This is a genomic window from Bradyrhizobium sp. USDA 4461 (assembly GCF_054055655.1).
The window spans coordinates 8,261,676-8,278,182 of the sequence record NZ_JBSRXM010000001.1; the positions used below are offsets into that span (position 1 = coordinate 8,261,676).

Here is a 16,507-nt window from a genome sequence, read left to right on the forward strand (position 1 = left end):
CGCTCGACTTTTACCGCGACCGGCGCGAGGCGAGGAAGTACTCGGCCCAGCGCAGCAGCTCGAAGCGATCGCCTCCGGCCAGCTCCTGCGCGTCGCGCTGCCGATACAGCACCAGCATCCACGGCGCGAGCTTGCGCAGCAAGCCATGCGCCATGTACTGCACCGGCTCGGTGAACGGCAGCGCCAGCTCGCTTTCCGGCACGCCCTGGACAGCCTTCGCCAGTTCACGGCCGAGCGGGATGGTCAGCGCGACGGCGCGGCCGTTGCAGCCGGTCCAGCCATAGGCGTCCGGTCCGAGGCGATGCATGCGCGGCAGGAAATCCGCGGTCATCCCGACATAGCCGTTCCAGACATAGTCGAACGAGACCTCGCCGATCTGCGGCCACAAGCGCCGCAACCGCTCGGTCACCCGCGCCTTCAGCCGCCCGATCTTGTCGCCGGGGCCGAGCACGGCGCCGCCGGTGACGAGGCGATTGCGCGCGTCGTAGCGCGCGAAATACAGCTCGCCATGGGTGTCCGACATCGCCTGCCGGCCGGGGATGACGGTCTTGCGGACATTGTCCGACAGCGGCTGCGTCGCCATCTGCCAGGACAGTACCGGCATCACCTCGGCCGCGATCTCGGGCACCAGCGATTTGGCGAACTCGCCGCTATAGGCATTGGTGGCGACCACAAGCGCGCGACCGGAGATCTCACCCTTTTCGGTCTTCACCACCCAGCGATCGCCGCGGCGCTCGAAAGCGAGCGCAGGCGAACGGGCATAGATCCGCGCACCGAGGTTCAGCACAGTGCGCGCAAGGCCCCGCGCCAGCGCCAGCGGATTGATGTGGCCGCCCGTCCTGTTCCAGAAGCCGCCGTACCACGCATCCGAGCCGAGCATGTCGCGGGTCTGGTCGCGCGACAGCAACTCGACCGGCGCGCCGAATTTCGACCATTGCCGCACCCGCCGTTCCGCGATCTTGATGCGGCCCGGCGAATGCACCGGCTGCACCCAGCCGGCCTGCTCCTGCTCGGCCTCGATATTGTAGCGCTTGACGACGTCGAACAGCATGGCCGCACTGTCGCGCAGCATCGCGACGAAGCGCTCGCCGGCTGCGCCGTGCCTCTTGATGATGTCGTCCGGATCAGGCCGCGACAGCGTCGGGATCACCTGGCCGTTGTTGCGGCCCGAGGCGCCCCAGCCCGGCTCGGCAGCCTCGACGATCGCGACGTCGACATTGGCCTCACGCAGGTGCAGCGCGGTCGACAGGCCCGTGAAGCCGCCGCCGATGATGACGACATCGGCCTGCTGCGCGCCCGTCAGTTCGGGACAATCGGGGCCAGGTGGCGTCGCTGCGGCCCAGAGCGAGTTGGGCCAGCGCACGGCATTGCTGCTCATCATCATCCTTTCTTGCGGGCGCCCGGTCATTCTGGTTAGCTTTAAAGCATGATCCGGAAAAGTGCGTAGCGGTTTTCCGAAAAAGATCATGCTCACGTGAAGCCTCCTATTCAAGCCGGGAAGACAACAAGTGGCACTCAAAAACGTCATCGGAATCGATCACGCCGTGGTCATGGTGAAGGACCTCGACAAGGCGGCCGAGAACTACAAGCGGCTCGGCTTCACCGTGTCGCCGCGCGGCACCCATAGCGCGCATATGGGATCGGGCAATTACACCATCATGTTCGACCCCGACTACATGGAATTGCTCGGCGTGCTGACGCCGACGGAACACAATGCGCCGGCACGCGCCTTCCTGGAGAAGCGCGGCGAAGGCATCGAGCGCGTCGCGTTCACCGCGGTGGATTCCGCCGAAGGTGCCGAGGAGATCCGCGCCCGCGGCTTCACACCGATCGGGCCGACCGATTTCGAACGCCCGGTGACGCTGCCGAACGGTACGGTCTCCGCGGCGAAATTCCGCACCTTCCAGTGGCCGACCGCCGAAGCACCCGGCGGGGTCCGCATCTTCGCCTGCCAGCACAAGACCCGCGAGACGGTGTGGATTCCCGAACTGATGACGCACGCCAATGGGGCAAAACGCCTCAAGCAGGTGTTGATCGTCTCGCCCGATCCCGCAACGGACGCCGCGCATCTGTCGAAGATGATCGATATCGCTGTGAGGAACGATCCCGACGGCGCGGTTGCGGTACCCTCAGGCGGTGATCGCGCCGACTTCGTGTTCCTGACCAGGGATCAGCTCGGTAAACGTTATCCCGGCGTGTCGCTGGATGGCCTGTCCGATCGCGGCGGCGCCGGCCTCGTGATCGCTGCCGATCTCGCCTCGACCGAGAAGGCGCTGGGCGCGACCGGCGTGAAGAGCAGCAGCGGCATTACCGTGCCGCCGGCTGCAGCGAACGGCACCCTGCTCGCCTTCGTCCAGGCCTAGCTGCCATTTCCGTCATCCCCGCGCAAAGGCTTCGCCTTTGCGCGGGGATGACGGGCTTAGGAGGATGCGCGGCGCGACGTTATGCAGCGGCGCCGCGCTCGTGGGGGCTAGGCAGACGACGTTCACACGCTAGTATCTCTCCCAAACAAGAAGCAGTCCTGGGAGAGAAACATGTCGCATCACCTGATCTCGCGCCGGCAGATGCTGGCCGGCACCGCTGCCGCGGGCGCGGTTGGATTGACCGGATTTCCGGCCCGCGCCGAGGTCAACTGGAAGAAATATTCCGGCACCACGCTCGAAGTCAGCCTCGCCAAGGGACCGCGCGGCGACAATCTGCAAAAATACATCAAGGAATTCACCGAGCTCACCGGCATCAAGGTGGAATCGGAGCAGGTCCCCGAGCAGCAGCAGCGCCAGAAATGCGTGATCGAGCTGTCCTCGGGCAAGCCGAGCTTCGACGTCGTGCATCTCAGTTATCACGTGCAGAAGCGGCAGTTCGAGAAGGCCGGCTGGCTCGCCGACCTGTCGGGCTATCTGAAGGATCCGAGCATGACGCCGCCGGACCTCGTCGATAGCGATTTCTCCGCCGCCGGCCTGCAATACGCGCGCAACGACAAGGGCCAGATGCTGTCGCTGCCGTGGTCGGTCGACTATTTCATCCTCTACTACAACAAGGAGCTGTTCCAGAAGAAGGGCGTCGAAGTCCCGAAGACGCTGGACGAGATGGCGGTCGCCGCCGAGAAGCTCACCGATCCCAAGGAAGGCATCTACGGTTTCGTCGGCCGCGGCCTGCGCAACGCCAACATGGCGATGTGGACCAATTTCTATCTGAACTATGGCGGCGAATTCCTCGACGCCAAGGGCAACATCCTGACCGACGGCCCCGAGGCGATCGAGGCGACCAAACTCTATCAGCGGCTGCTGACCAAATGCGCGCCGCCCGGCGTTGCCGGCTTCAACTGGATGGAGTCGATGGCTTCGTTCACGCAAGGGAGGTCGGCGATGTGGATCGACGCCGATGGCTGGGCCCCGCCGCTGGAGGACCCCGCCGCCTCGCGCGTCGTCGGCAAGGTCGGCTACACGCTGGTGCCCGCCGGTCCCAAGGGCAAATTCTCCTCGACCTATGGCGACGGCGTCGGCATCGCCGCCGCCAGCAAGAACAAGGAAGCCGCCTATCTGCTTTGCCAATGGGTGGTCTCGCGCGGACAGGGCGCGCGCCTGCTGCAGGCCGGCGGTGGCGTGCCGTTCCGCAACTCCATCGTCGACGATGCCGAGGTCGCCAAGGGCGTGAAGACCAAGGAGTGGCTGCAATCGGTGGTCGAGTCCGCCAAGATCTCCAAGCTCGGCCTGCCGGTGATCATCCCGGTCGCCGAATTCCGCGACATCGTCGGTGCGGCGCTGACCGCGACGCTGTCGGGCGCCGACCCCGCCACCGAGCTGAAGAAGGCGCACGAGCAATTCCGCCCCATCCTGGAGCGTAGCGAAAAAGCGTGAGCGTGGTGACACAAGGTTCGCCGGCGGCAACGACCGAGAACGTTGCGCCGGCGCGTGAATGGCGTCCGCCGTCCTACTGGCCGTTCGTGATCCCGGCGCTCGTCGTGGTGCTGGCGGTGATCATCTTTCCCTGGGTGTTCACGATCTGGATGAGCCTGCAGGAGTGGAAGGTCGGCTCGCCCACCGTGTTCGTCGGGCTCGCCAACTATCTGCGGCTGCCGACCGATCCGCGGTTCGTCGAGGCGGTCGGGCACACGCTGTCCTACACCGCGCTGTCGGTGGTGCTGCCGCTGCTGTTCGGCACGCTGGCCGCTGTGGTGTTTCACCAGAAATTCGCCGCGCGCGGCTTTCTGCGCGGCATCTTCATCATGCCGATGATGGCAACGCCCGTGGCGATCGCGCTGGTGTGGACCATGATGTTCCACCCGCAGCTCGGCGTGCTGAACTATCTGCTGTCGCTGGTCGGGTTGCCGCCACAGCTCTGGGTGTTCAACCCGACGACGGTGATCCCGTCGCTGGTGCTGGTCGAAACCTGGCAATGGACACCGCTGGTGATGCTGATCGTGCTCGGCGGCCTCGCCGCGATCCCGACCGAACCCTATGAGAGCGCACAGATCGACGGCGCCAATTTCTGGCAGGTGTTCCGCTTCATCACGCTGCCTTTGATCATGCCGTTCCTGTTCATCGCCGGCATGATCCGGATGATCGACGCGGTGAAAAGCTTCGACATCATCTTCGCGATCACCCAGGGCGGACCGGGCTCGGCGTCGGAGACCATCAACGTCTATCTCTACAGCGTCGCCTTCGTCTATTACGACCTCGGCTACGGCTCGGCGATCGCGGTGGTGTTCTTCCTGCTGATCGTGGCGCTGGCGGCGCTGCTGCTCTACCTGCGCAAGCGCCTGCTGTGGACGTCGCAGCTCGGGAGCGAGGCATGAACCCGCGTCAGATTCTCGGCCGGATCGGGCTGTGGCTGTCGGTGTTGGTCATCGTCTCGCCGGCGATCCTGTTCTTCCTCTGGATGGCCTCGCTGTCGCTGAAATTCGAGATCGACAACGCCTCCTATCCGCCGGTGTTCTTCCCCGAGCACGTCGCCTGGAAGAACTATGCCGACGTGTTCGCCTCGAATCGTTTCCTGAGCTATTTCACCAACAGCCTTGTCGTCACCGGCTGCGCCACGGCGCTTGCGATGCTGGTCGGCGTGCCCGCGGGCTACGGCATTGCGCGGATGGCGGCGCATAAATCCGCGATCGTGATCCTGATCGCGCGCATCACGCCGGGCCTGTCGTACCTGATCCCGCTGTTCCTGCTGTTCCAGTGGCTCGGCCTGCTCGGCACGCTGGTGCCGCAGATCATCATTCACCTCGTGGTGACGGTGCCGATCGTGATCTGGATCATGATCGGCTATTTCGAGACCACGCCGCTGGAGCTGGAGGAGGCCGCGCTGATCGACGGCGCCACGCGCTGGCAGGTGTTCCGCCATGTCGCGCTGCCGATCGCCAGGCCCGGCCTCGCGGTCGCCTTCATCCTCGCGGTGATCTTCTCCTGGAACAATTTTGTGTTCGGCATCGTGCTGGCCGGGCGCGAGACCCGGACGCTGCCGGTTGCGGTCTACAACATGATCTCGTTCGACCAGCTGAGCTGGGGCCCGCTCGCCGCGGCCGCGTTGATCGTGACCGCGCCGGTGCTGCTGCTCACGGTGCTGGCGCAGCGGCAGATCGTCGCCGGGCTAACGGCGGGGGCGGTGAAAGGCGGCTAGACGAATATCGAGTTGTCGGCCGTCGCAGGGCGGCCCACCAAATATCGAAGAACAACCCCATGCAAAGGAGCCGGCGGCGGCCGGCGGTCGACCAGGCAACTTGACATGTCGGGCAACTCAGGGATTATATTCTAATATTCCGAAATGTCGCAGGGCCACTAACCAGCCAGCCCCGCCAGCACCGCGGCTGAATCGGTGACCCAGCCGAAAATGCCGCCCTGGGCCTTGATCATCTTCAGGCCCATCTCATGGAATTCCGGGAAATAGGACGCGCAGCCGTCCGAGATCACGATGCAGCGATAGCCGCGGTCGTTGGCCTCGCGCACCGTGGTGTTGACGCAGACTTCGGTGGTGACGCCGCAGACCAGGAGATTTTCGATGCCGTATTTCCTGAGGATGTCACCGAGCTCGGTGGCGTAGAACGCGCCCTTCCCCGGCTTGTCGATCACGATCTCGCTCTCGAGCGGGTAGAGCTCGGGAACGATGTCGTGGCCGGCCTCGCCGCGGATCAGGATCCGTCCCATCGGCCCGGGATCGCCGATCCGAAGCGACGGCGCGCCGCGCTCGACCTTGGCGAGCGGCGCGTCGGAGAGATCGGGCAGATGACCCTCGCGGGTATGGACCACCAACAGCCGGGCATCGCGCGCCGCCGCAAGCACTGCTGCGATCGGCTGCACCGCGCGGGCAAGCCGGCTGACGTCATTGCCGAGGGTCTCGCCGAAACCGCCGGGCTCCATGAAATCGCGCTGCATGTCGATGATGACGAGCGCCGTCTTGCTCCAGTCGAGCGTGATCGGCGCCGGCTCGGCCGCAATCGTCCCGCCTGAATTTGCCATGACGCACACCCCGAATGCGAGAAAGCCCTATCGTGATTAAGCAAACCGCGTGCCATTGCGCAATGATGTGGCGGTCGCCCGCAACTGCCCGAAATGCCCCGCATCTCAATTGCTTGAGACTCGCGCGCGGCCGTTCGCCCTGCCCGGTTCTCATCCGCTTGATTTGCGCATCGCTTGATCCTGCTGGCATGATCGTTGCTAGCTAAGAGCTGGCCGGGAGCCCGAACGAGCGGCGACGAATGTTCGCGAAATGACAACGCTTCAAACAAGCGGGAGGACAGGCATGAATGGACTTGGCGGCCTCAACAAATCGCCCAACGGCGTGGTGATCGGACTGGTGCAGCTGCAACTGCCCGTGGTCGCGACCAAGGCCGATCTGGCGCGGCAGACCGAGCGCATCGTCTGGATGGTCGGCAAGGCACGGCGCAATCTCGCCACCATGGATCTGGTCGTGTTCCCCGAATATTCGCTGCACGGGCTTTCGATGGACACCAATCCGGAGATCATGTGCCGGCTCGACGGCCCGGAAGTCGCGGCCTTCAGGCAGGCCTGCATCGACAACAGGATCTGGGGCTGTTTCTCCATCATGGAGTTCAACCCGCATGGCAATCCCTACAATTCAGGGCTGATCATCGACGATCACGGCGAGATCAAGCTGTACTACCGCAAATTCCATCCCTGGATTCCCGTCGAGCCGTGGGAGCCGGGCGACATCGGGATTCCCGTGATCGACGGGCCGAACGGCGCGAAGATCGCACTGATCATCTGTCACGACGGCATGTTCCCGGAAATGGCGCGCGAATGCGCCTACAAGGGCGCCGAGATCATGATCCGCACCGCGGGCTATACCGCGCCGATCCGCGACAGCTGGCGCTTCACCAACCAGGCCAACGCGTTCCAGAACCTGATGGTGACCGCCAATGTCTGCATGTGCGGCTCGGACGGCTCGTTCGACTCGATGGGCGAGGGCATGATCGTCAATTTCGACGGCAGCATCGTCGCGCACGGCACCACGGGACGGGCCGACGAGATCATCACCGCCGAGGTGCGGCCCGACCTCGTGCGCGAGGCGCGGATCAACTGGGGCGTCGAGAACAACATCTATCAGCTGTGGCACCGCGGCTATGTCGCGGTGAAAGGCGGCGCGATGGATTGCCCCTACACCTTCATGCAGGACATGGTGTCGGGCCGCTTCCGTCTGCCCTGGGAAGATCAGGTCAAGATCACGGACGGCACGTCCTGCGGCTTCCCCGCACCGACACGAATGTTCGGCAAGACCGCGAAGGCGGCCGAGTAGTCGCCGCAGCTGGCTACTTGAAGAAATGCACGAGGCCGATGCTCAAGGCCAGCAGCAGCAGCAGCGACAGCGTGACCGCGGCCGTCACCCGGCCACCGACGGTGGAGAGCACGCGCACGTCGACGCCGAGCCCGAGGGCGGCCATCGAGACGACGGTGAGGATCGCGGCCGTCCTGGTCACCGGCGCGATCGCGATGTCGGGCACGAGCTGGAACGAGCGCAGCGCCGCCAGCACCAGGAAGCCGATGATGAACCAGGGCACCAGCTTGAACGGGCTGATCGCGGCGGCTTTCGCAGCACCTTTGCGCCGCCGCGCCACCAACAGCGAGAGGCCGACCACGATCGGGCCCAGCATCAGGACGCGCACCAGCTTCACCAGCGTGCCGATCTGCGTCGAGACGATGCCGGCGGGCACGGTCGCCGCCAGCACCTGCGGCACGGCATAGACCGTGAGCCCGGCGAGGATGCCGTATTGCGTCGCCGTCAGCTTCAACAATGGGATCAGCAGCGGCAGGCCGAGCACCATCAGCACGCCGAGAATGGCAGTGAACGAGATCGATGAGGCGATGTCGTCGCCGTCGGCCTCGATCACCGGCGCCACCGCCGCGATCGCGGAATTGCCGCAGATCGAATTGCCGCAGGCGATCAGGATCGCGAGCTTTGTCTTCAGACCGAGCAGCCGGCTCAGCCCATAGCTCACCGCCAGCATAATCACCACGGTCACCGCGATGGCGCCGATCAGGAGCCCGCCCGACGCCACGATCGCGGCAAAGCTGATGGAGGCACCGAGCAGCATCACCGCGACCTCGAGCAGCTGTTTTGCGCTGAAGGCGATGCCCGAGCGCCAGCGCTCCGACGGCTCCCAGGCGGTGCGCACCGCCATCCCGAGCAGGATCGCGACCACCAGCGCCTCGATATAGGGATGGTCGAAAAGGCGCTCCTCGGCGGCCTGGATGCCCAGCGAGACGACCGTGACCACCCCGCAGAGCAGGATGCCGGGAATGAGCAGGAATATGCGCTTCAGCGCCCCCTGCCTCTCGCCTTGGTCTTGTTGTTGTTCCGGCACGAAATCCTCTTTTCAGAGAATATTTTATGCGCCAGAGCGGGCCTCTTGGCTAATATCTTTTCGGACTGCCCCGATAGAGAGAAGTTATGTCCCTCAACCTGCACCTGCTCCGCCTGTTCGCGGCCGTGGCGAAAACCGGCAGCTTCTCCCGCGCAGCCGACCTGCTGCACATCAGCCAGCCGGCGATCTCCAAGGGCGTGCGGGATTTCGAGCTGCAGGTCGGCTGCCGGCTGCTCGACCGCACCCCGAAGGGCGTGCGCCCGACCCGCGAGGGCGCGGCGCTGGCCCGCCATGCCGAGACGCTGTTCGCGGCCGAGCGCGCCGCCGAGGACGAATTGCAGGCGCTGCGCAACCTCGACAGCGGCTCGCTGCGGATCGGCGCCAGCACGACGATCGCGACCTACATGATCCCGGAATATCTTGGCGTGTTCCACCGCGCCTTTCCCGGCATCGACCTGCATGTCGTCAGCGCCAACACCTCTGATATCGCCGCGTTGATGCTGGGGCATGAGATCGAGATCGCGCTGGTCGAGGGGCCGGTCGAGGACGAAAACCTGACCAGCGAAGCCTGGCGCACCGATGTGATGGTCTTGATCGCAGCGCCCGATCACCGCTTCGCAAGCGCCACGGGACCAATCGATGTCCGCCACCTCAATGACGAGATCCTGATCGTGCGTGAGCCCGGCTCGGGCACGCGCGAGGTGGTCGCGCAGGCGCTCGCCGCCCACCGGGTCGAGCCGCAGCGCACGCTCGAGATCGGCAGCACCGAGGCGATCAAGCAGGCGGTGGCATCAGGCGTCGGCGTCGCCATCGTGTCGATCGCGACCATCGACGATCAGGTGAAGCTCGGAAAGCTGAAGGTGATCCCGATCAAGGGCGTCCATATCGAACGCACGCTATGGCAGCTCAAATCGCCCGGCCGGCTCGACGTGCCGGCGGCGGTGGCGTTCGAGGGGATCATTCGGGAGACGACGACTGCGAAGACGGCACCGCGGGTGCCGGAGGCTAGAGCGCGGCGAACAGACCCTGCGCCCAGGCAACGGCATGCTCGAAGCTGAACACGCCGGGCTCGAAATAGACGGCGCGGGCCAGCACGATGCCGACCACCAGCACCCAGAACACGCTGGTGCCCGCGGTCTTCAGCCATTTCGACACGCCCTCGCTCGCGGCCGACGAATCGACCGTGGGGACCGGCTCACCGAAGGGATCGAATGCGGATTGGCTCATCGTCGTGACCATCAGGGACTACCGTGACAATGTCGCGACGACGGGGGCGGAAGCAAGGGTCGTGGAATGCCTTTTGCGCCGGTACCTTGGAAGGACGTTTTCCGGGCCGGAGGCCGGGGAGGATTTCCTTCTCAGGCCCCTATCAATGATCGGTCCCGCGCTGCGGCGCCAACCTTGGCAGCGTGATCCGCACGCTGGTCCCCATCCCCTGGACGCTGTCGAGATGGATCTCGCCGCCCAGGCGATTGGTGACGATGTTGTGCACGATGTGGAGGCCGAGCCAGATACGGCCGATGTCGCGGCGGGTGGTGAAGAACGGATCGAAGGCCTGCCGCAGCACGTCGCCGCGGTCCATCCCGCAGCCATCGTCGGCGAACAGGATCTCCACCCGGTCCACGCCTGACGCGCGCAGCCGGATCGTGATGGTGCCGCGTCTGCCGTCCGGAAAAGCATGCTCCACCGCATTGACGAACAGATTGGTCAGCGCCTGGCCCCAGGGACCGGGATAGCTGTTCATCGCCACACCCAACGGGCAATCGACCGCGAGTGCGAGGTTGTTCTTCGGCAGCACCGGACGCAGATTCGAAAGCACCTGCTCGGTCACCTCGCCGAGATCGAACGCGCTGCGGTCGAAATAGCTGCGATCGACGGCCACCTGCTTGAATGACTGCACCAGATCCGCGGCGCGCTTGAGGTTGCCGACCAATAGCGACGACGCGCTTTCGACGACCTCGATGAAATCGCTGAGGGTCGAGCGCTTCAGCTTGCCGCGCGCCGCTTCGGCGGCGAAGTCCGCGCATTTCTGCTCCAGCACCGAGGCGACCGTGAGGCTGGTGCCGACCGGGCTGTTGATCTCGTGCGCGACGCCGGCCACCGGCCGGCCGAGCGCCGCGAGCTTCTCCGCCTCGATCAGCGATGCCTGGGTCTCCTGCAAATGATGCAAGGCCTTCTCGGCCGCATCGCGCGCGGCACGGATCTCACGCTCGCTGCGCTTGCGATCGGTGATCTCTTCGGCCGCCACGTTGATGCCGACGATGTTGCCGTTCGCCCCGCGCTGCGGATGCCAGTGCGTGATCCAGCAGCGCTCGTCATTGTGGCCCGGGCGCTGGCCGTAAACCTCGACGCCGGTGACGGGTTCGCCGGTCTCCATGATCGAGCGAACGATGTCTTCGACCGCGGTGGCCAGCGCAGGCACGCAATCATGCACCGTGCGTCCGAGATGACCTTCGACCGAGATGCCGCAGATCTCGGTGAGGCGCTGATTGATCTGGAGGTAACGGCAATCGGGCGAGAGGTACGCAAGGCCGATCGGTGCAGTGTCATAGATCAGCTGCAGCGCCGGTTGCTTTGGGAACTGAACGTCCTGGACGACGGACGACCGCATGTCCTCCCCCTCCCCAATCGGCGCAAGTCTAGCGCTTCAGGGCCGGGGCGCAAATAGCCGCAGCTGAGCCGGAAACGACGGTCTGACCTGTCCGGATTCGACACGGGTCTGCGGCGTGCTGACGCAAGCTGGTCAGCCAGACGTCCCTGCACTCAACTCCAGCACCGTCACTCTGAGGTGCGAGCGGAGCGAGCCTCGAAGGGTCGACGGCCCAACTGTGGCCGTGCATCCTTCGAGGCTCGCTCCGCTCGCACCTCAGGATGACGGTTCAGATGGCATTGGCGCCGCAGCTTCAGCTATTCACGGCACCGTGCGCTCGGAAATTCTCGATCACGCGCAGCAGCACCCGCGCGCCGGTGTCGGCGTCGGCGAGCTCGACATGCTCCGCCGGATTGTGGCTGATCCCGCCGCGGCAGCGCACGAAGATCATGCCGATGTCGGCGATGTCGACCATCGCCATCCCGTCATGGCCGGCGCCGCTCGGCAGCTCGAACACGGCATGGCCTTCGGCGGCGACCGCCTCGGCGATCTGCGCTTTCAGCCACGGCGCGCAGGGCACGCTGCGGTTCTCGTGGGTGATGTCGATCTGCAGAGCGAGCTCGCGGCGCTTGGCGATCGCCTCGATCTGCCGCACGATGTCGGCGACGGCACGCTTGCGGTGCATGTCGCTCTGCGAGCGGATGTCCATGGTGAACGACACCTTGCCCGGAATCACGTTGGTGGCGCCGGGCATGGCATTGATGTAGCCGACGGTGCCGACCAGGCCCTGTTCGTCGGACTTGCAGAACTGCTCGATCGCAACGATGCATTCGGCCGCGCCCGCAAGCGCATCGCGCCGCAGCGGCATCGGCACGGTGCCGGCGTGCCCGGCCATGCCGGTGAGACTGGCGGCGAGTCGCGTCGCGCCTGAAATCGCGCTGACGACGCCGACCGGCAGCGCCTTCTCCTCCAGCACGGGGCCCTGCTCGATGTGCAGCTCGACATAGCCGAGCAATTCGCGGCGGGCGCGCGCCGCTCTGCCGATGTGATCGGGGTCGAGCCCGAAGGCGATCAGCGCATCGCGCATCGTCGTTCCGGCGCGATCGCTTGTGTTGAGCACGCTCTCGTCGAAGGTGCCGGCCACCGCGCGGCTGCCGAGCAGGGTCGAGGCGAAGCGCACGCCCTCCTCGTCGGCGAAGCCCACGATCTCGATCGCGAACGGCAGCCGCTTGCCGCGCCGGTTCAGCTCGGCGACGCAGGCGATCGCGGTGATGACGCCGAGCGGGCCATCCCACCGGCCGGCGTCGCGCACGGTGTCGTAATGCGAGCCGAGCATCAGCGCCGGCAGGCCCGGCCGCTCGCCCTCGTAGCGGCCGCAGACATTGCCGATCGCATCGAGATGCGCGCGCATGCCGGCCTCGCGCATCCAGGACAGGATGAGATCGGCCGCCTTGCGGTGCTCGGGCGTGAGGAAGATTCGCGCCAGATGCTCCGGCGTCTCCGAGATCGTCGCGAGCTGATTGATCCGGCCCACGATCTCGTCACCAAGAGGGGACGATTTCGAGGACGGTTTTGTCTCGCTCATACTGTTTCCCATCAGTCCAATCCGGCGCCGCAGCCCGCTTCACTCGTAGCAGGCCCAGTCCGATTCACCAGCCGGCAAATCGTGCGCCGTGAGCTGTCACAAGCGGGCTCGCATCGGCCGCCGGCCGGTTAGCGACTGCTTAACGGCATTGCATACAACAACGATTGATCGCTCACAAAATAGGCAATCCGATCTTGATCAGCTTCCAGGCAGTCGCAGGTCAATATCCGTTCTCTTTCATATTCAATTACTTATGGAACCATGATTACCAAACGTGCTCTGGCACGAAGCTTGCGACATTCCGTCAAGCGTCGCCGTTACGGCGGCCGCGACAAGGACAGGCGGGCCGGCCCGCCGGAGGGAGCAGGCGATGGATTTTGGCAGGATTTCACGAAGGCATTTATTGCAGGGAAGCGCGGCATTGGCGCTCGGCAGCACGCTCGGTGTTCGCGGCGCTGCGGCGGCGGAAACCACGGTCGGCTTCATCTATGTCGGGTCGCGCGACGACTACGGCTACAACCAGGCGCACGCGCAGGGCGCGGCGGCGCTGAAGAAGCTGCCCGGCATCAAGGTGGTCGAGGAAGAAAAGGTGCCGGAAACCGATGCGGTCGAGAAGACGATCGAGTCCATGATCAATCTCGACGGCGCCTCGCTGCTGTTTCCGACCTCGTTCGGCTACTACAACCCGCACGTTCTCAAGATGGCGGCCAAGTTTCCGAAGATGCACTTCGAGCATTGCGGCGGCCTGTGGTCCGAGAAGGACCCGAAGAACGCCGGCAGCTATTTCGGCTACATCGACGAGGCGCAATACATCTCCGGCATCGTCGCCGGCTATTCGACCAAGAGCGGCAAGCTCGGCTTCGTCGCCGCCAAGCCGATCCCGCAGGTGCTGCGCAACATCAACGCGTTCACGCTCGGCGCGCGCCTCGCTAACCCGAAGGCCACCACGCAGGTGATCTTCACCGGCGACTGGTCGATGCCGGTCAAGGAGGCCGAGGCGACCAACAGCTTGATCGACCAGGGCGTCGACGTGCTGACCTGTCACGTCGACGGACCGAAGACGATGGTCGAGAACGCCGCGCGCCGCGGCGCGATGGTGTGCGGCTATCACGTCAACCAGTCGCCGCTGGCGCCGAAAGCCTATCTCACCGGAGCCGAATGGAATTGGGAAGCGCTCTATCCGAAATTCGTCAAGATGATCGTGGCTGGAGAAGCGATCCCGAACTTCTATCGCGGCGGCCTGAAGGAAGAGATCGTCAAGGTCTCGCCCTATGGCGAGATGGTCTCGGCCGAAGCGCGCAAGCATGCCGACGACGTCAAGGCCAAGTTCATATCGGGCGAGTATACGATCTTCAAGGGTCCGATCGCCGACAACAAGGGCAAGACCGTGATTGCCGGCGGCACCGATCGCGGCCAGCAGGATCCCGAACTCGAGAAGATGGACTATCTCGTCGAGGGCGTGATCGGAGCCACCGCGTGACAACCGAGGCGGCGGAATCGGTGGAGGCGGCAGGCGTTGCTCCGGCCGCCGATGCCGGGTTCCTCCAGCGCCATGGCGCAAGCATCGAATACATCCTGATCCCGGCTGCTGCGCTGATCGGCGCGCTCGCGGTGTTCGGCGGCTTCATTGCGCTCTACGGCAAGAACCCGCTCGATCTCTATTTCTACATGTATTACGGCGCATTCGGCACCGCCTTCTCCTGGCAGAATACGCTGACCCGCGCCGCGCCCTTGATCCTGACCGCGCTGTGCACGGCGCTGCCGGCGCAGCTCGGCATGGTGATCATCGGCGGCGAAGGCGCGCTGCTGATCGGCGCATTGTCGGCGACATCGGCGGCGCTGGCCCTGCAGGGCGCCGCGCCGATCGTGGTGCAGATCGCGATGGTGATCGCCGGGATGATCGGCGGCGGGCTGTGGATCGCGCTGTCGGGCGGCCTGCGGCAGTATCGCGGGGTCAACGAGACGATCTCGAGCCTGCTGCTGGTCTATATCGCGCTCGCGATCCTCAACCATCTGGTCGAGGGACCGATGCGCGATCCGGCGAGCCTCAACAAGCCGTCGACGCGCGAGATCGGCGCCGCCAACATGATCGGCAGCATTCCCGGCACCGACGTGCATTGGGGACTGGTGTTCGGCCTCGTCGCGGCCGTTGCCGCCTACATCCTGATCTATCACACCACCTTCGGCTTCGCCGCGCGGGTGGCCGGCGGCAACATCCGCGCCGCCAAGATCGTCGGGCTTTCGGTCGGCAAACTGATCATGACCGTGTGCTTCCTCGCCGGCAGCTGCGCCGGGCTTGCCGGCATGATCGAGGTCGCGGCCGTGCAGGGCCGCACCAATGCCAACCTCGCCGCAGGCTACGGCTTCACCGGCATCCTGGTCGCATTCCTGGCGCGGCAGAATCCGCTCGCGATCATTCCGGTCGCGATCCTGCTCGGCGGCATCTCGGCCTCCGGCGGCCTGTTGCAGCGGCGGCTCGGACTGCCCGATGCGTCCGTGCTGGTGCTGCAAGGCATCATCTTCGTGTTCGTGCTGGCAAGCGATGCGCTCTATGGGCGGATCGGCTTCCCTAAGGGAAAGTCCTGACATGGCCGACGCATCGCTCGGGCTCTGGACCGTTCCGCTTGCCGTGTTCGGCGGCGCCATCCGCGTCTCGACGCCGTTTTTGTTCGTCAGCCTTGGCGAATGCATCACCGAGCGATCTGGCCGCATCAATCTCGGCCTCGAAGGCACGCTGGTGATGGGCGCGATGAGCGCCTACGGCATCTCCTACCTGTCCGGCTCGCCGTGGCTCGGCGTGCTCGCCGCAGGGATCACCGGCGCGCTGTTCGGTGCGCTGCATGCCGGCATCTGCTCGTTGCCGCGCGTCAACGACATCGCGGTCGGCATCGCGCTGATGCTGCTCGGAACGGGTCTCGCCTTCTTCCTCGGCAAGCCGCTGATCGAGCCGACCGCGGCGCGGCTGCCGGCGATCGATTTCGGCTGGTGGAGCGACGTGCCGCAGCTCCGCGCGGCATTGCGCATCAACGTGCTGTTCCTGATCGGCGTCGCGATCGCGCCGCTGCTCTATTGGGCGTTCAGGACCACGCGTTGGGGCCTGTTGATCCGCACCGCCGGCGAGAGCGCCGACGCGGCGCGCGCGATGGGCCATTCCGTGCTGCTGATAAGGTTGCGCGCCACCATGGTCGGCGGCTTCCTCGCCGGCATCGGCGGCTCGTTCCTGTCGCTGTTCTATCCCGGCAGCTGGAACGAGGGCCTCTCGTCCGGACAAGGCATCACCGCCGTGGCGCTGGTGATCTTCGCGCGCTGGGACCCGATGCTGTGCCTGTGGGCCTCGCTCGCCTTCGGCGGCGCCGCAGCGCTCGGGCCGGCGCTGCAATCGGTCGGCATCACCTCCGCGCTATCATCTGTTCAACGCCGCGCCCTACATCCTGACCCTGGCGATCATGATCATCACCTGCTCGCCGAAGCGCACGCTGACCGGCGCGCCGGCCGAATTGTCGATCACCCGATAGAA

The 16,507-nt window shown here is 65.3% G+C and carries 14 protein-coding genes and 1 pseudogene; 9 read left to right on the top strand and 6 right to left on the bottom strand.

Going from position 1 to position 16,507, the window contains the following annotated elements; genetic code table 11:
* Window positions 1-10: 10 nt before the first annotated feature.
* Window positions 11-1,378, bottom strand: a complete 1,368-nt coding sequence (locus tag ACVINW_RS38600) for an NAD(P)/FAD-dependent oxidoreductase (RefSeq protein ID WP_456756143.1) — start codon at window positions 1,376-1,378, stop codon at window positions 11-13.
* Between the two features lie 130 nt (window positions 1,379-1,508).
* On the opposite strand from ACVINW_RS38600, the gene ACVINW_RS38605 reads away from it, so the two are divergent.
* The 4 genes from ACVINW_RS38605 (at window position 1,509) to ACVINW_RS38620 (ending at window position 5,616) form a co-directional block, all read left to right on the top strand.
* Window positions 1,509-2,363: a VOC family protein gene (locus ACVINW_RS38605; RefSeq protein ID WP_456756144.1), complete on the top strand. Its 855-nt coding sequence runs from the start codon at window positions 1,509-1,511 to the stop codon at window positions 2,361-2,363.
* 171 nt (window positions 2,364-2,534) lie between these two features.
* A complete protein-coding gene (locus tag ACVINW_RS38610; protein ID WP_456756145.1) occupies window positions 2,535-3,857 on the top strand; it encodes an ABC transporter substrate-binding protein in 1,323 nt (440 codons plus the stop codon).
* Window positions 3,854-4,795: a carbohydrate ABC transporter permease gene (locus ACVINW_RS38615; RefSeq protein ID WP_456756146.1), complete on the top strand. Its 942-nt coding sequence runs from the start codon at window positions 3,854-3,856 to the stop codon at window positions 4,793-4,795. The genes ACVINW_RS38610 and ACVINW_RS38615 overlap by 4 nt, the downstream gene beginning before the upstream one ends.
* Window positions 4,792-5,616, top strand: coding sequence for a carbohydrate ABC transporter permease (locus ACVINW_RS38620; protein WP_456756147.1), 825 nt, complete (start codon window positions 4,792-4,794; stop codon window positions 5,614-5,616). The genes ACVINW_RS38615 and ACVINW_RS38620 overlap by 4 nt, the downstream gene beginning before the upstream one ends.
* A gap of 158 nt (window positions 5,617-5,774) precedes the next feature.
* Here the strand turns inward: ACVINW_RS38620 and ACVINW_RS38625 are convergent, their stop codons facing one another.
* The gene (locus ACVINW_RS38625; protein WP_456756148.1) at window positions 5,775-6,452 is read right to left on the bottom strand and encodes a cysteine hydrolase family protein; all 678 of its coding nucleotides are present in this window, start codon (window positions 6,450-6,452) and stop codon (window positions 5,775-5,777) included.
* Between the two features lie 283 nt (window positions 6,453-6,735).
* Between ACVINW_RS38625 and ACVINW_RS38630 the strand changes: the two genes are divergently transcribed.
* Window positions 6,736-7,749 carry a formamidase gene (locus tag ACVINW_RS38630; protein ID WP_456756149.1) on the top strand — a complete coding sequence of 338 codons (1,014 nt, stop codon included), beginning with the start codon at window positions 6,736-6,738 and terminating at the stop codon, window positions 7,747-7,749.
* Between the two features lie 13 nt (window positions 7,750-7,762).
* On the opposite strand, the gene ACVINW_RS38635 is transcribed toward ACVINW_RS38630, so the two are convergent.
* Window positions 7,763-8,815, bottom strand: a complete 1,053-nt coding sequence (locus tag ACVINW_RS38635; RefSeq protein WP_456756150.1) for a YeiH family protein — start codon at window positions 8,813-8,815, stop codon at window positions 7,763-7,765.
* Between the two features lie 86 nt (window positions 8,816-8,901).
* Here ACVINW_RS38635 and ACVINW_RS38640 point away from each other — a divergent pair, with 86 nt between their 5' ends.
* Window positions 8,902-9,873, top strand: a complete 972-nt coding sequence (locus ACVINW_RS38640) for a LysR substrate-binding domain-containing protein (protein ID WP_456756151.1) — start codon at window positions 8,902-8,904, stop codon at window positions 9,871-9,873.
* On the opposite strand, the gene ACVINW_RS38645 is transcribed toward ACVINW_RS38640, so the two are convergent.
* From ACVINW_RS38645 to ACVINW_RS38655, 3 genes are all read right to left on the bottom strand, one after another.
* Window positions 9,821-10,042, bottom strand: a complete 222-nt coding sequence (locus ACVINW_RS38645; protein WP_456756152.1) for a hypothetical protein — start codon at window positions 10,040-10,042, stop codon at window positions 9,821-9,823. The two genes, ACVINW_RS38640 and ACVINW_RS38645, sit on opposite strands and share 53 nt — an antisense overlap.
* A 142-nt stretch (window positions 10,043-10,184) precedes the next feature.
* Window positions 10,185-11,426, bottom strand: a complete 1,242-nt coding sequence (locus ACVINW_RS38650; protein WP_456756153.1) for an ATP-binding protein — start codon at window positions 11,424-11,426, stop codon at window positions 10,185-10,187.
* Between the two features lie 292 nt (window positions 11,427-11,718).
* Window positions 11,719-12,990 carry an allantoate amidohydrolase gene (locus ACVINW_RS38655; protein ID WP_456756154.1) on the bottom strand — a complete coding sequence of 424 codons (1,272 nt, stop codon included), beginning with the start codon at window positions 12,988-12,990 and terminating at the stop codon, window positions 11,719-11,721.
* A 370-nt stretch (window positions 12,991-13,360) separates the two neighbouring features.
* Here ACVINW_RS38655 and ACVINW_RS38660 point away from each other — a divergent pair, with 370 nt between their 5' ends.
* From ACVINW_RS38660 to ACVINW_RS38670, 3 genes and pseudogenes are all read left to right on the top strand, one after another.
* The gene (locus ACVINW_RS38660) at window positions 13,361-14,470 is read left to right on the top strand and encodes a BMP family ABC transporter substrate-binding protein (RefSeq protein ID WP_456756155.1); all 1,110 of its coding nucleotides are present in this window, start codon (window positions 13,361-13,363) and stop codon (window positions 14,468-14,470) included.
* Window positions 14,467-15,576 (top strand): ABC transporter permease, encoded by a 1,110-nt coding sequence (locus ACVINW_RS38665; RefSeq protein ID WP_456756156.1) that lies wholly within the window; start codon window positions 14,467-14,469, stop codon window positions 15,574-15,576. The genes ACVINW_RS38660 and ACVINW_RS38665 overlap by 4 nt, the downstream gene beginning before the upstream one ends.
* A 1-nt stretch (window position 15,577) precedes the next feature.
* Window positions 15,578-16,505: pseudogene (locus tag ACVINW_RS38670) on the top strand (ABC transporter permease).
* Window positions 16,506-16,507 lie beyond the last annotated feature (2 nt).

What these genes read in the sequence shown, in the direction of transcription:
- ACVINW_RS38600 (WP_456756143.1), bottom strand. Translation starts at nt 1,378, where the DNA reads ATGAGCAGCAATGCCGTGCGCTGGCCCAACTCGCTCTGGGCCGCAGCG.
- ACVINW_RS38610 (WP_456756145.1), top strand. Translation starts at nt 2,535, where the DNA reads ATGTCGCATCACCTGATCTCGCGCCGGCAGATGCTGGCCGGCACCGCT.
- ACVINW_RS38620 (WP_456756147.1), top strand. Translation starts at nt 4,792, where the DNA reads ATGAACCCGCGTCAGATTCTCGGCCGGATCGGGCTGTGGCTGTCGGTG.
- ACVINW_RS38625 (WP_456756148.1), bottom strand. Translation starts at nt 6,452, where the DNA reads ATGGCAAATTCAGGCGGGACGATTGCGGCCGAGCCGGCGCCGATCACG.
- ACVINW_RS38630 (WP_456756149.1), top strand. Translation starts at nt 6,736, where the DNA reads ATGAATGGACTTGGCGGCCTCAACAAATCGCCCAACGGCGTGGTGATC.
- ACVINW_RS38640 (WP_456756151.1), top strand. Translation starts at nt 8,902, where the DNA reads ATGTCCCTCAACCTGCACCTGCTCCGCCTGTTCGCGGCCGTGGCGAAA.
- ACVINW_RS38645 (WP_456756152.1), bottom strand. Translation starts at nt 10,042, where the DNA reads ATGAGCCAATCCGCATTCGATCCCTTCGGTGAGCCGGTCCCCACGGTC.
- ACVINW_RS38650 (WP_456756153.1), bottom strand. Translation starts at nt 11,426, where the DNA reads ATGCGGTCGTCCGTCGTCCAGGACGTTCAGTTCCCAAAGCAACCGGCG.
- ACVINW_RS38655 (WP_456756154.1), bottom strand. Translation starts at nt 12,990, where the DNA reads ATGAGCGAGACAAAACCGTCCTCGAAATCGTCCCCTCTTGGTGACGAG.
- ACVINW_RS38660 (WP_456756155.1), top strand. Translation starts at nt 13,361, where the DNA reads ATGGATTTTGGCAGGATTTCACGAAGGCATTTATTGCAGGGAAGCGCG.